Source organism: Nocardia sp. NPDC051030, from assembly GCF_040683015.1.
Lineage (GTDB): Bacteria > Actinomycetota > Actinomycetes > Mycobacteriales > Mycobacteriaceae > Nocardia.
In genome coordinates, this window is the sequence record NZ_JBFBCD010000008.1 from 431060 (window position 1) to 443306 (window position 12247).

At 65.7% G+C, this 12247-nt stretch carries 15 protein-coding genes; 7 read left to right on the forward strand and 8 right to left on the reverse strand.

All coding sequences use genetic code 11. The annotated features are described in order from the left end of the window. Window positions 1–68 precede the first annotated feature (68 nt). Both AB0N05_RS27540 and AB0N05_RS27545 read right to left on the reverse strand, forming a co-directional pair. Entirely contained in the window at window positions 69–845 is a 777-nt protein-coding gene (locus AB0N05_RS27540) for a GntR family transcriptional regulator (RefSeq protein ID WP_364699136.1), read from the reverse strand. Window positions 846–1030: 185 nt separating this feature from the next. Further along, on the reverse strand, window positions 1031–1393 hold the full coding sequence (locus AB0N05_RS27545) for a helix-turn-helix domain-containing protein (RefSeq protein ID WP_364698917.1): 363 nt from the start codon (window positions 1391–1393) through the stop codon (window positions 1031–1033). Window positions 1394–1451: 58 nt separating this feature from the next. Here AB0N05_RS27545 and AB0N05_RS27550 point away from each other — a divergent pair, with 58 nt between their 5' ends. The 3 genes from AB0N05_RS27550 (at window position 1452) to AB0N05_RS27560 (ending at window position 3406) form a co-directional block, all read left to right on the forward strand. Then, window positions 1452–2228, forward strand: a complete 777-nt coding sequence (locus AB0N05_RS27550) for an SDR family oxidoreductase (RefSeq protein WP_364698919.1) — start codon at window positions 1452–1454, stop codon at window positions 2226–2228. 159 nt (window positions 2229–2387) lie between these two features. Further along, the gene (locus AB0N05_RS27555) at window positions 2388–3047 is read left to right on the forward strand and encodes a LysE family translocator (protein ID WP_364698921.1); all 660 of its coding nucleotides are present in this window, start codon (window positions 2388–2390) and stop codon (window positions 3045–3047) included. Between the two features lie 14 nt (window positions 3048–3061). Beyond that, window positions 3062–3406, forward strand: a complete 345-nt coding sequence (locus AB0N05_RS27560) for a hypothetical protein (protein ID WP_364698923.1) — start codon at window positions 3062–3064, stop codon at window positions 3404–3406. 12 nt (window positions 3407–3418) lie between these two features. Here the strand turns inward: AB0N05_RS27560 and AB0N05_RS27565 are convergent, their stop codons facing one another. Together AB0N05_RS27565 and AB0N05_RS27570 are read right to left on the reverse strand one after the other, a co-directional pair. Beyond that, window positions 3419–4759, reverse strand: a complete 1341-nt coding sequence (locus AB0N05_RS27565; RefSeq protein WP_364698925.1) for an oxygenase MpaB family protein — start codon at window positions 4757–4759, stop codon at window positions 3419–3421. Window positions 4760–4762: 3 nt separating this feature from the next. Continuing rightward, window positions 4763–5782, reverse strand: coding sequence for an oxygenase MpaB family protein (locus AB0N05_RS27570; protein ID WP_364698927.1), 1020 nt, complete (start codon window positions 5780–5782; stop codon window positions 4763–4765). Window positions 5783–5847: 65 nt separating this feature from the next. Here AB0N05_RS27570 and AB0N05_RS27575 point away from each other — a divergent pair, with 65 nt between their 5' ends. Then, window positions 5848–6522 (forward strand): TetR/AcrR family transcriptional regulator, encoded by a 675-nt coding sequence (locus AB0N05_RS27575; RefSeq protein ID WP_364698930.1) that lies wholly within the window; start codon window positions 5848–5850, stop codon window positions 6520–6522. Window positions 6523–6535: 13 nt separating this feature from the next. Here the strand turns inward: AB0N05_RS27575 and AB0N05_RS27580 are convergent, their stop codons facing one another. From AB0N05_RS27580 to AB0N05_RS27590, 3 genes are all read right to left on the reverse strand, one after another. Continuing rightward, window positions 6536–7903: an FAD-dependent oxidoreductase gene (locus AB0N05_RS27580; protein WP_364698932.1), complete on the reverse strand. Its 1368-nt coding sequence runs from the start codon at window positions 7901–7903 to the stop codon at window positions 6536–6538. An 83-nt stretch (window positions 7904–7986) separates the two neighbouring features. Continuing rightward, window positions 7987–9396 (reverse strand): amino acid permease, encoded by a 1410-nt coding sequence (locus AB0N05_RS27585; RefSeq protein ID WP_364698934.1) that lies wholly within the window; start codon window positions 9394–9396, stop codon window positions 7987–7989. A gap of 143 nt (window positions 9397–9539) precedes the next feature. Next, window positions 9540–9998, reverse strand: coding sequence for a pyridoxamine 5'-phosphate oxidase family protein (locus AB0N05_RS27590; protein WP_364698936.1), 459 nt, complete (start codon window positions 9996–9998; stop codon window positions 9540–9542). A gap of 10 nt (window positions 9999–10008) precedes the next feature. Here AB0N05_RS27590 and AB0N05_RS27595 point away from each other — a divergent pair, with 10 nt between their 5' ends. Then, on the forward strand, window positions 10009–10443 hold the full coding sequence (locus AB0N05_RS27595) for a hypothetical protein (RefSeq protein ID WP_364698938.1): 435 nt from the start codon (window positions 10009–10011) through the stop codon (window positions 10441–10443). On the opposite strand, the gene ligD is transcribed toward AB0N05_RS27595, so the two are convergent. Further along, window positions 10440–11411 (reverse strand): non-homologous end-joining DNA ligase, encoded by a 972-nt coding sequence (gene ligD, locus AB0N05_RS27600; RefSeq protein ID WP_364698940.1) that lies wholly within the window; start codon window positions 11409–11411, stop codon window positions 10440–10442. The genes AB0N05_RS27595 and ligD overlap by 4 nt on opposite strands. A 205-nt stretch (window positions 11412–11616) precedes the next feature. Between ligD and AB0N05_RS27605 the strand changes: the two genes are divergently transcribed. Together AB0N05_RS27605 and AB0N05_RS27610 are read left to right on the forward strand one after the other, a co-directional pair. Further along, complete coding sequence (locus AB0N05_RS27605; RefSeq protein ID WP_364698942.1) at window positions 11617–12078, forward strand: hypothetical protein; 462 nt, start codon at window positions 11617–11619, stop codon at window positions 12076–12078. Between the two features lie 8 nt (window positions 12079–12086). Beyond that, complete coding sequence (locus AB0N05_RS27610; RefSeq protein WP_364698944.1) at window positions 12087–12242, forward strand: hypothetical protein; 156 nt, start codon at window positions 12087–12089, stop codon at window positions 12240–12242. The last annotated feature ends 5 nt before the right edge of the window (window positions 12243–12247 follow it).

A 12247-nucleotide genomic window follows, 5' to 3' on the forward strand; every position in this document is an offset into this window, starting at 1 on the left:
TTGTCTGAGACGAAACCGACCCGTTGGGTATTTAAGTCCGAATTATGCCGTTACGGCGTGAGTCCGAATTATGCCGTTGCGGCGTGCGGAAGCACATCGGCATCGATCTGCACGCCCATCGATTCCTCGAAGCGCGCCACCACCTTCTGGTGGTACATGCCGAACAGATCCTCGAACAGCGCCAGCTGCGCCTCACTCGGCCCGGCGTCGGATTCCCACACCGCGACCAGCGCGCGCCACACCAGCACATGCAGATCCGGCGAGACCGCGAAGAACGCCTGCACCGCCTCGGGCACCTCGAGCACCATCTCACCGATGGAGTTCAACACCGCGCGCTGCACCGAATGCCCCAGCGTGGTGAGCAGGCGCCGCAGCAGACCCAGTTCGATGCTCAGCATCCGATGCGGATCCGGATCCGCGCCGCGGGCAAGGGTTTCCAGCTCGTCGATGTCGGCCTTCAGTTCGGCCGGATCGAGTAAGCGCTCACTGCCGGTGTAGGCGAGCAAGGCCTCCAGGGCGATGCCACGCTCCTCCTCGACAATATTGCCGAACATCTCGACGGCCACCTCGGGTTCCGGCATGGACAGCCGGAACAACCGCCGGTACACGTCCACGCCACCCTCGGCGCGCACATCGCGAATGACGAATCCCTTGCCGCGGAAGGCGTCCACGAAGCCGTAGGACTCCAGTCGTCCCAGAATCAGTTGCGCCGTCGCCCGATTCAGGTCGAACTCCTCGGCCACCTGACGAACGGACGGCATCAATCCACCGGGCGCGTACTGCCCGGATGCCACGCGGCGCGCCAATTCGTCGGCTACGTCGGCGACAACCGTCCGGTCTCCCATCGTGGTCACCCTCTCCAAACCTTGTTCACGTCCCAGACAGTGTATGTGGTTGTTGGATCAACCGCACAAATCTCGGCAGTTCTCGCCCCACACACGCGAAAGCACTGGTCCCGAAGGTTTCTTTATAGACGATGGTGGAAGCAGGCCCGTCGTCGAGCGTCGGGGCGACCACCTTCACGGGCTTCCTACCCGTCGTCCTCGACCGCCGCGGATCGCTCGAGCGATCCGGACCAGCGCTCCGCCCACTTCCATACCGGCTCCAGCGCGAGGCCCAATTCCCTTCCGGCAATGGTGACTTCGTAGGACTTGTCCGGCTTCTTCTCCAGCACCCCGGCCTCCACCAGTCGCTGCAAGCGGGTGGACAGCATGCTCGAGGAGCAGTTGCCCATGCGCCGCCGCAGTTCCAGGAAGCCCAGCGGGCCGGGTTCGAGTTCCCAGATCACGCGCAGAATCCACCGCTGTCCCAGCAGGTCCATGGCGGCCAGCAGCGGCGCGTCCGACGCATCGGCGCGACTGTTCGGCGGCGGGGACTGACTTGCGCTTCTCATTTCGAACCACCATATTGGTTCTGAATTAGAAGCATTGCAGCGGGCTGGAGGAAGCTACATGGAAGCCACGGCGAACAACCTGGGCACCGAGCGTCGGGGGCGAATTGTGCTGGTCACCGGCGCATCCCGGGGCATCGGCGCGGAGACGGCCCGGGTCCTGGCGGCGCGCGGCGATCATGTCGTCATCAATTACCGGGAGAAGCGCAAACGGGCCGAGACCCTCGCCGCCGAGATCGCCGCCGCCGGTGGGAGTGCCTCCATCGCCGCCGCGGATATCTCCGATCCGGACAGCGCCCGTGCGCTCATCGACTCCGTGGTCGCCGACTTCGGGCGGCTGGATGTGGTGGTACTCAATGCCTCCGGCGGGCTGGAGCGCGACGCGGCACCGGATTACGCCATGCTCCTCAACCGCGACGCCCAGGCCCGACTGGTTCGCCTGACACTCCCCCACATGCCTGCGGGTGGACGGATCGTTTTCGTCACCAGCCACCAGGCGCACTTCTCCCCCAGCCGCGCAGTACCGACCGGCTACGAAGCCATTGCCCAGAGCAAGCGTGCCGGTGAAGATGCTCTTCGCGCGATGATTCCCGAATTCGAGAGTCTCGGAATCGGATTCGCGGTCGTCTCCGGCGACATGATCGACGGCACCATCATCGTGCGGCTCCTGGAACGCCGCGACCCCGATGCGGTGACTGCCCGCCGCGACCACGGAACCCTCCCCACCGTCGAAGAATTCGCCACCGCGGTCGCCGATGCCACCACAGTGTCTGCACCCCCGGGCCACACCATCTACGTAGGCGGGGGCGACTTCCTCGACACGGCCGCGAGCGCCTAGCTCCGCACCCCAGCCGTAGAGGCCTACTTGGGCTCGCTGCGCTTCGGCGTGTCAACGCGTGTCGGGCCGGGCTGGGAGGTGAGGGGGCTGTGGTGGCGGGAAAACGGGCCACCATCAATATCGCTGGTCGATCCCCCGATCTCATGCAAGCATCGATAGATGCCACATTGGGTTCAGGTTCTTCCCGCGTTCGCGCTCGCCTGCTTGGTTCTTGCCGCAATTCCCGGACCGGCCACTGCTTTGTTCTTGCAACGCTCATTGCGTGACGGCCGGGCGGCGGGGCTCGCGGCGGTCGCCGGGAATGAGATAGGTGTGTTCGGGTGGACGCTGGCGGGCGGGGCCGGGTTGTCGGCCTTGCTGGTTGCGAATCGGGTGCTCAATGTGGCGGTGCACGTTCTTGGGGCGGTGGTGCTCATTTGGTTGGGGGTTCAGGCCTGGCGTAGTGCGCGACGCGGCGGCCAAGGAGATGAGAAGGATGCGTTCGGGGAGGCGCTGACTTCGGTATTGCCGAGTGGGCGGACGCCGGGGGCGGCTTTTCGGGCTTCGCTGGTTTCCATTGCGGCTAATCCGAAGGCGGCCGTGTTCGGGTTGACGATTTTGCCGCAGTTTCTGCCGAGCGAGGGGCCGGTGCTGCCCACCGTCATCATTCTTGTGGCTATTCAGCTCGTTATCGATACGGCCTGGTGTGTCGGGATCGTGCTGGCGGCCGATCAGGCTGGAGACTGGCTGCGGCGGACCGGGATTCGGCAGCGGGTCGAACGGACGCTGGCGGCGGTGCTGGTCGGGCTCGGGATCGGGCTGGCGGCCGAAGCGCGTTGACGAGGAGGTGAGCCGTGGTCGATGACGTGGAGAAGCGGTGGAATGATCCGCCGACCTTCCGATTGGCAGTGAAGTATGTCGTCGGCGTGCTGGTGCTGACGGCTATTGCGGCGGCCCTGGTGATGGTGTGGACCGCCTCTCGGCAGCAGTGCCTGAATGACACGATGATGTGCGATACGGCGGCCAAGTTGGTGGTCGGGCTGGTTCCGGGCGGGATTCTGCTGCTCGGTGGGCTGGGGGCGTTCGTGCTTGCCTTCCGCTATTGGAAGTCCGGGCGAGTGTGGACGATCTGGCAGGGCGCGGGCTGGTTCCTGTTCACGCTCATGGTGGTGTGGTTGAGCTTCGCGGGCGGAGCTTGACCCGCGAAGCGGTCACATCGGGCAGCGGGCGGTGTCGGCGGTGGTGTCGTGCTGGTCGAACGGGGTGCCGCGAATGCCGACCCGGGCCGCCAGATAGCGGGCTACGCGGGTATTGCGGTCCCACATGGGGTCGATGTGCCGGGCGCGGTTGATCATTCGGCGGCGGGCTCCGGGCAGGAAGTTGTCGACGGCGCGCAGGCGGACCGAGGTTGTCGCGACGGCATTGATGACGCTCGGCCACGGCTGGATGGGCACCGACCGCAGCGGGGTATCCGATACCAGGCTGCGCATCAATGGTTCGCTGCTGTAGAAGGCGATCGCGCCGAGCAGCGGTGCGGTGGCGGCGATTTGGAGGCGACCGGTCAGGGTGGAGTCCGTGAAGCGCCTGGTTGCCGCGCCCGCCATATTCGCCGTCCAGTCGGGAGCGATGCCCGCGGTGGCGACCATATAGTCCGCCATCTCCATGCCCTCGGCGGCCGAGCGCGGAATGAGCTCGTCGGCGACACCGAATACGTAGGCGATATAGGACCAGTAGTGCATGACCGCATCGAGTTGCCTTGTGGTGGAACGGCGTCCGTGGACGTGGTCGAAGCAGATGGGGTTCAGTCCGAAGGTGACGGCCGCACCCATGGTGGTCGCATTGGAGATCGGGTTGCCGTGGTGGGCGAAATGGTCGTCGCCCCATTTACGGCGGAGCATGGCGCGGACCTGGGCGTGCATGAGCCTTACCCGGATGGTGTCGTGGAAGATCGGCGAGCTGCGTTCGAGTGCGCGCGGTGCGGTGACACTGCGGAACCAGACCGAGGATTCGAGCCCGCGCCGATAGGGATCCCTCACGAATCGCCCGGTCTGCCCGACCGCCGAGGCCACCTCGGCCCCGACGAACGTGCCCATGAAGTCCTGTACGCCCATGGCCATCTTCCCGGCTAAGGACACATTGATCCATAGACGCCGCCCGTACTCCCACAGGTCGGGGTCGTACCACTGCGGCGGATTGTCCAGGCGCGCGAAGAGATTCACCAGCTCCGGCAGCGGCTCGTCCACACTGTCGATGCCGTGGGCGAGCGCCTGATTCAGCATGCGACGCCCGCCCGCGGAACCCATATTCCGGAATGCCGCGACCAGGTCGTCCATGGGCTCGTCGCCCTGCCACAGGTGATCGGCCATCAGCCGGGTGAGAGGGGTGTCCATCGGCTCCGGTCGCACGTCGATCCACGGCCCCAGCATGGCTTTTCGCGGTCCCAGCCACAGCTCGGACGGCACCGCGCGAGGCGGCGGCGGACGCAACTCCATGCCGGGCCGGTAGCAATAGTCGTAAGGGTGCCGGGTCTGCAGTTCGTTCAGCGGTTGCATTGTTCAAAACCCTGTCAGCTGACGGAATTTGGTGAGGCGATCCGCGCCGGAATCGGTGTGGACGGGGCAGTAGTGCTTGGGGTCGCCGCGCTGTTCCGGTGCGGGCCACAGCAATTCGGGAGCCTCCGGCGGCGGCATCCAGCCGGGGCGTTTGCCGGTGGCACGGCGGCGGGCGGCGCGAATGCGCGGGAAGACGTACTTGAGCTCCGCCGGTGTCACCCGGTTCATGGCCGACAGCGTCCGGCACAGTAGATCGAAGACCCACTGGTCGCGTGCGGTCCAGGTGAAGCCCATGGTGCGGCGGATCGCCGGATCGCACATGCCGACCGTCACGAACTGGAACAGGCGCGAGCCCGCCGGGCGGAACAGATGCTCCCACAATGGTTCCGGAATGTGCCGCAGCACCGGGAACGGCGGCACCGGAGCGTTTCCTGCGAGGTGGTAGACATCCCACGCCGCTTTCGTCGGTTCGAGGGTGTCGCGGCACATTTCGCGCCAGTACGTGCGGAACTCCGGCCAGCTCTGCGGCACCACTCGCATGCTCATGCCGTACATCTCGTACCACTGGTAGTGCTCTCGCCAGAGTTGTTCGCGTTGTTCGGAAGTCAGTCCGCCCATGAACAGTTCGGCCGAGCGCAGGGTTTCCACGAAGAACACCGCGTGCGCCCAGTAGAAGGTCCCGGGGTCGAGGGCGTGATAGCGGCGGCCCTGGGCGTCTACGCCTTTGATGGTGCGGTGGTAGCCGACGATATCCCTCGCGGTGTCCCGGGCCTTCGGTCCGTCGAAGACGACGCCCGTGATCGGGTAGAGCGAGCGAACGACTCGCGCGTAGAGCTCATCCTGGATCTCGGAGTGGAATTCGACGCCCGCGCCGAGTCCGGGGTGCATGTTCTGCACCATGCCGACGAACAGGCCGCTCAGGTTGAAATAGAGGGAACCGAAGATCTTCCACGTCAGCGAGTCCGGGCCCAGCGGCACCGGATCGGTGTGTGGCTCGCGCGCCATTGCGCTCTGTGACACCATGGCTCCACGCTGACACGAATAAATGCTCGCATTCAATTCGCATTTCGAAGAGCCGCAGAATCGCCATGACACCGAAACGCCAGGCCGCGAAATCCGCTGCCGCGCCTCGTAAAACCGCTGCTACACCCCGCAAGACGCCGCAGCAGGACCGCTCGCGCGCCATGGTCGCGCGGATTGTCGATGCCGGGCAGGAGGTGCTGATCCGCTACGGCTATGACGGCGCGTCCACCAATCGCATAGCCGAGGCGGCAGGGATCAGCCCCGGCTCGCTGTACCAGTACTTTCCGAACAAGGACGCCGTGGTGACCGCGGTGATCGAGCGGTACAACACCGCGGTCACCGATCGCGTGCGGGACCGCGTGCTGGCCAATTTCGCCCGGAGTCCGGAAGTCGCTGTACCCGAAACCATTTCCGATCTACTGGATGCCCTCGGCACCCATCGCGAACTGTTGCGCGCCGTGGTCGAGCAGACACCGCGGCTGACCTCGGGCGCGACCGTGCTCGCATTCGAGCAGCAGATCGGTGAGCTGGCCCGCACCGCGCTGACCATGCGCCGCCGATCGGTCCCCTCGGATGTCGACTTCGATGCCGCCGCCTGGATGTTGGTGCGCGCGGTCGAGCATCTGACCATCCGGTATGTGCTGGACAGTCCGCCCATCCCCCGCGACCGCTTCCTGGCCGATATCACCCGCCTGGTGCTCAACTACTTTCGCGAGCCACTGCGAGCCGAATACGAGTAATCAGACTGACCGGTCAGACTTTTGCGAGCACCGGCAGTTTCAGCAGGAGATCCACCGCCTTGGCGGCGCTCTGGGCCGCGCTCTCCATGGTGGCCGACCAGTCGGTCCGGGTCCAATCCCCGGCAATCACCAGCGTGGGCACCGACGTGCGCTGACCCGGCCGCAGACCATCGGTGCCTACAACTTGGGAGAACGTGGCGCGTGGCATCGGAACCACCTGGGCGTGCACCACTTTCGCCTCGGCGGCCTCCGGGTAATACCTGCGCAGCAGATCCATCTGCTCGTCGACGACCTCATGGCCGGGCTTGTGGATCTGGTCGTACGCGCCGCTGGTGGTCAGGCAATACAGCCAGCCATTGAGCGTGCCTCGACCGTGCATGCGCTGGCGGTCGAACACCTCGTCGATGACCCCCGCACCGCCGATGAGCGCCTCCATCGCACCCTTCGTGCCCAGCGGGCGATCCAGGTACAGATTCGTGCTGACGATCGGCGTGTACCCCAATTTATCGGCGGCCGCGTAGATCTCGTCATGTTCGGGCAGATCGTCGAGCAGTCCGGCGATGGACGAATTGGGCACCGCGCACACCACCGCGTCGGCGGGCACCACGCCGCCATCAGCCATGGCCACGCCGGTGACCACGCCGTCCTCGATCACAATGCGCCGTGCGACCGCACGGTAGTGGACGGCGACGCCGTGCCGCTCGAAGACCCGGTGCGCGCCGGACACGAACAGGGTGTCCAGATCGGTGGTCGGATAGCCGATGCTGACCGGGCGGCGATGCTTGACGCCCAAGCGGATTCCGGTCGCCATCACATCGGCGAAGATTTTCGCCGATTCCTGCCGCACCGGTTCGGCGGCTATGCCCAGTGCCAGCCAGTCCCAGAGGGCTTCGCGTGCGGTGTCCGGCATGCCGAGCCGCTGGAACCATTGCTCGGTGGTGAGTTCGGCGAGATCGGTCGGTTGATTGAGGCATTGCCAGCCCATGCGCATGGTCGCGAGAGCGGCGCGGGCGCGGTCTCCCGCGCTGGCATCGGGATGTGCGCCGAGGAGCGCACGGACGGCGGGTAAACCCTTGGTGCCCATCATGGCCGTGCGCCCACCCGGCCAGCGCAGCACGCCCTGATGCGGGAATTTCACATACTGCCGGGTGCCCACGCTGGTGAGATAGCGGAACAGATGGTCGTATCCGCTGGCGATGACGTGCTGGCCATTGTCGGGCACATCCCGCAGCGGCGCGACCTCCAGGGCGTGCGTGCGCCCGCCCAGTCGTCCGCGCCGCTCCAGCAGCGTGACTTGCTTTCCGGCTTCGGCCAACCACACCGCGGAGGCCAGACCCGCGAGCCCGCCTCCGATCACCACGTACCGTCGCTGATCACTCATGCGCGCTCCCGAATCCGGAGAACCTACACCAGCGAAAATAGCCCTACCGGTCGGCAGGTGTGGCCGGATTACGAAACCGAAAGTCAGTTCCGCACTGTGCTGTTCGCGTGTTTGCGTGCCAGCAAGGGATAGCCCGCGCAGACCAGCACACCCCACACCACGCCGACCACGATCGCGGTGCGGCCGGATTCGGTGAAGAACAGCAACACCACGACCAGCGCCAGGAACGCCAGCGCGAGCACCGAGGTGAACGGCGCGCCGGGCAGGCGATAGTCACTGGCGGGCAGCAGACCCTGCTTCACGCGCGCTCGATACATCAAGTGGCAGACCAGGATCATGCCCCACACGAAGATGATGCCGATGGTGGACACCGAGGTGACATACCCGAACGCCTTCTCCGGGGAGAAGTAGTTCACGCCCACGCCGATCACCATGACCGCCGCCGAGACCGCGATACCGGTGGCCGGCACCGACTGCTTGCTCAGCGCGCCCAGCTTGGCCGGAGCCTCGCTGCGCTGCGCCAGACTGCGCAGCATGCGGCCGGTGGAGTAGATGCCCGAGTTGCAGGACGAGAGCGCCGCGGTCAGCAGCACGAAGTTGATGATGGCGGCCGCGCCCGGAATACCGATCTGCTCGAAGACCTCCACGAACGGGCTGCGACCGGCATGGAAGTTGCGCCAGCTGGACACCGACATGATGACGACGAGCGCGCCGATGTAGAACAGGCCGATCCGGAACGGCAGGGTATTGATGGCCTTGCGCAGGGTCTTCTTCGGGTCGCGGGCCTCACCGGCGGTGACGCCGACCAATTCCACACCGACATAGGCGAACACCACGATCTGCAGGGCCAGCAGCGCCTGTCCGAAGCCGTTCGGGAAGGTTCCGCCGTCGTTCCACAGGTTGGTGATGGTCGGGTTGGTGGCATGGCCGAAGTGGAAGACCAGCACGCCCAGGCCGATGACGATCATGGCGATAATCGCGGTCACCTTGATGGCGGAGAACCAGAACTCGCCCTCGCCGAAGAGCTTCACCGACACCAGGTTCGCGATGAACATGATGCCGAGCACCGCGAGCGCGGTGACCCACTGCGGGATGTCGAACCAGTATTGGACGTACTTGCCCGCCACGGTGATCTCGGCCATGCAGGTGCTGACCCACACGGCCCAATACGTCCAGCCGGTGGCATAACCCGCGAAGCGGCCCAGGAATTCATTGGCGTACTCGGCGAAACTGCCGGTGACCGGACGGTAGGTGAGCAGTTCGCCCAGCGCCCGCATGATGACGAAGATGGCCAGTCCGGCGGCCAGGTAGCAGAGGATGAGCGCGGGGCCCGCCTGCTCGATGGCGCCACCCGCGCCGTAGAACAGGCCGGTGCCGATGGCGCCACCGATGGCGATCATCTGGATGGTGCGCGGCGAGAGACCCCGGGAGTAGCCCTCGTCGTTCTGCGTGCCCGACGCGCTGTCCGATAGCTGCCGTTCAGAGGCTGTCATTCAGTTCCTTCCACGTGCGTGCGGCCGCGCCATGTCCGCATCGTCGTGCGCATGGGACACAGGGGCCACACCGAGCTCACCGACGGATTGCCGGGCTCGGTCCAACGGCGTGTCAGGTTACCGGAAGGTAGCGGCCGTCACAGTCAGCGCCGGTCCTCGACCGCCGGTGGCGCGGCGGCGGACGGGCCGTCCACACAGTCCTCGACCAGTTCCAGGCCGGTGACGACCTCGGTTTCGATCCTGATCAGATGGTCCCTCGGGAAGGTGATCCACGGGTCGAGCAGCGCCTCGTAATGTCGCACCTGATCGGGATCCCGCACGATGTGCGCGACCCCGGTGACGATGACGCTCCACCCGCGCCGGGTGCTCTCGTCGAAGCTGTCCGCCTCGAAGGCGACGAGCTCCCCGTCACCTCGCAGCAGACTTGCGCCCAATTGCGCACGCACGACGACAGCGCCTTCCTCGACGATGTGATTCACCGGACGGATTATGGGAGTTCCGCGGCGCGAGTACACGATTCGACCGTATTGCGAGCTCGCCAACCGTTTCAGGGAATCGGCAGCCGAGAGCCCACGCAGCTTTCGTGCCCCTTCGCCGCCCATAATCTCGATTGTGGTCGATCCTTCCGAAATACGCCAATTGTCTTGTCGCAATGCAGGGTTCACTTACCTGAAACGTGCCAGAGCCCTCGACCCGGAGGGCAAACCCACAGAATTCGCCGACGCATCGACGATGCGCCCTTATGGTCACTCGACCATAAGGGCGTCGGGGAGGAGAACCACGGACGCCCGGTCTGGCGATTTCGGGTCGACGGCGGCTGTCATTGATCAATGCCGCACCACCGGCGGCGGCGTCGCTGGGCACTGCGAACGCATGGGAGGCGTCGGCGCAAACGCCCACGGCAGCAACCTGTTCTGGCGATCATCGGGTGGGGAGCCGGGCGATCCCGTCGAATTCGACGCTGCCGCATGGGAATCGATCACCGTCAGCGTATACGCGCCGGGTTCGGCGGTTCTGCCCTCCGAACATTTCAATGGGAAGGCCTAGCGCACCGGTGGCACTTCCACCACGGCGGGCGGTTTATCGGTGCGGAGCCCCTTCCAAGCAGGCATGCGTAGCCGCTCCCCTGAGAACTCGCGGTACTCCACATCGCCGACCAGGATCGGCTCGACCCAATGCCAACCCGCGGCGGCGGCTTCGGGCGGCGGCGGGTCGAATCGGCTTATCGGGATCTCGATCTCGTCGAGGGTGGCGCGAATAATGCGGCGGGCCGCCTGGGTGAAGCCGGTGCCCACATTGCCGATGAAGACGAACCGGCCGGATTCGTCGTATGCGCCGAGCACCAGCGAGCCGAAGGTGGTTCCGAACCCGCCCGCACCCGGGGTCCAGCCCGCGACCACGACTTCGGTGTTCTGGCGCAGCGGTGTTTTTATCCAGGCCGGGGAGCGGCGACCGGGGAGGTACACCGAGTCCGTGCGCTTGGAGACGATTCCCTCGATTCGATGCTCCTGCGCCACCTTCAGCAACTCTTTGGCATCCGCCCCGACCCAATGCGGCGGTGCGGACAGTGGTAGCGAGAACTCGAGTTCGGAGAGCCACTCGCGGCGTTTCAGATAGGGCTCCTTCATCAGGTCCCGATCGCCCAGGGCCAGCAGATCGAAGGCGAAGAGCTGCACGGGCACCTCGGCGATCAACTGCGCCTTCGGCCGCGCCACATGCATGCGCCGCTGGAGTCGCCCGAAGGACGGAGCACCCCCGGCGTCCTGGGCCACGATCTCGCCGTCCAGAATCAGAAACCCGTTGCCGGAGAGCGCTTTCAGCGCCGAGACCAGCTCCGGATAGGACCCGCCGACCTCATTCCCGGCACGGCTGTAAAGCTTGCATTCCCCACCGTCGCACATCGCAATGATGCGAACCCCATCCCACTTCATCTCCACCGCCCACTCCGGCCCATCCGGCGGCGTGCCCCCGGTTGCCAGCATGGGGGCCGGTGCACGGCGGTCGGAGACTGCCACGGCGGGCCGCTACCCGCACCGACAATCGGGCAATAGGGACATGCTCCGGAGTTTGCCGCGCGATTGCCAGTCCGAGTGAGCGACCCGCCGAGGGCGATGGAGTCGTTACCCATCCGGCGCGCTGGGCCCCAAACACACCGGCGAGCCACCGGACAACCCGCCGTCCAGCGGGTTTGGCCGCGCGAACAGGGGGAATTGCGGCGATATGTTAACCATCATCGGGCTCATCGCCCTCCTCGGTGCCGTGACCGTGGGGGTGGCCGGCATCCAGGCCAATACCGGCGACAGCAATCAGCTCACGAATGGATTCACGGTGTTCGACCACACCTACGGCGGGTCGTCCGGGCTGCTGTTCGCTTACGGCATGCTGGTCGGCATCATCGGCACCTGCGGGCTCATCATGCTGCTGGCCGGTATCTGGACGACCTCGCGGCGCGGGGTAGTCGCCCGGCGCGAGCTGCGGCAGTCGCGGCGCGAAATAGCTGCGGCGCGAAAGGAACTCGCCAAGCCTGCTCCGGCACCGGCTCCGGAACCGAAGTCCACGGGCAAGCACACGGTGCCGATGTCGAAACCACCGACGTCCGAGACCACGAAACCCACTTGGTCGTTCAACCGGTTCCTGAACCGGCCGACCACGGCCCCCGAGGCCAAGACACTCTCCAAATAGGAAAAGTCATGATTGTTCTAGGTCTCGTCCTGCTCGTCATCGGTTGGCTGCTCGGCATTTCCATCCTCAGCAGCATCGGCATCCTGGTGTTGATCATCGGGCTGGTGCTCTGGGTGCTGGGCTCGGTCGGTCGGCCGGTCGGCGGCAGGCGCTGGTATTACTGACGGTC

Excerpts from the sequence above, each read along its gene's own strand:
- AB0N05_RS27540 (WP_364699136.1), bottom strand. The coding sequence starts at position 845 with ATGGGAGACCGGACGGTTGTCGCCGACGTAGCCGACGAATTGGCGCGC.
- AB0N05_RS27545 (WP_364698917.1), bottom strand. The coding sequence starts at position 1,393 with ATGAGAAGCGCAAGTCAGTCCCCGCCGCCGAACAGTCGCGCCGATGCG.
- AB0N05_RS27550 (WP_364698919.1), top strand. The coding sequence starts at position 1,452 with ATGGAAGCCACGGCGAACAACCTGGGCACCGAGCGTCGGGGGCGAATT.
- AB0N05_RS27555 (WP_364698921.1), top strand. The coding sequence starts at position 2,388 with ATGCCACATTGGGTTCAGGTTCTTCCCGCGTTCGCGCTCGCCTGCTTG.
- AB0N05_RS27565 (WP_364698925.1), bottom strand. The coding sequence starts at position 4,759 with ATGCAACCGCTGAACGAACTGCAGACCCGGCACCCTTACGACTATTGC.
- AB0N05_RS27570 (WP_364698927.1), bottom strand. The coding sequence starts at position 5,782 with ATGGTGTCACAGAGCGCAATGGCGCGCGAGCCACACACCGATCCGGTG.
- AB0N05_RS27575 (WP_364698930.1), top strand. The coding sequence starts at position 5,848 with ATGACACCGAAACGCCAGGCCGCGAAATCCGCTGCCGCGCCTCGTAAA.
- AB0N05_RS27580 (WP_364698932.1), bottom strand. The coding sequence starts at position 7,903 with ATGAGTGATCAGCGACGGTACGTGGTGATCGGAGGCGGGCTCGCGGGT.
- AB0N05_RS27585 (WP_364698934.1), bottom strand. The coding sequence starts at position 9,396 with ATGACAGCCTCTGAACGGCAGCTATCGGACAGCGCGTCGGGCACGCAG.
- AB0N05_RS27590 (WP_364698936.1), bottom strand. The coding sequence starts at position 9,998 with ATGGGCGGCGAAGGGGCACGAAAGCTGCGTGGGCTCTCGGCTGCCGAT.
- AB0N05_RS27605 (WP_364698942.1), top strand. The coding sequence starts at position 11,617 with ATGTTAACCATCATCGGGCTCATCGCCCTCCTCGGTGCCGTGACCGTG.
- AB0N05_RS27610 (WP_364698944.1), top strand. The coding sequence starts at position 12,087 with ATGATTGTTCTAGGTCTCGTCCTGCTCGTCATCGGTTGGCTGCTCGGC.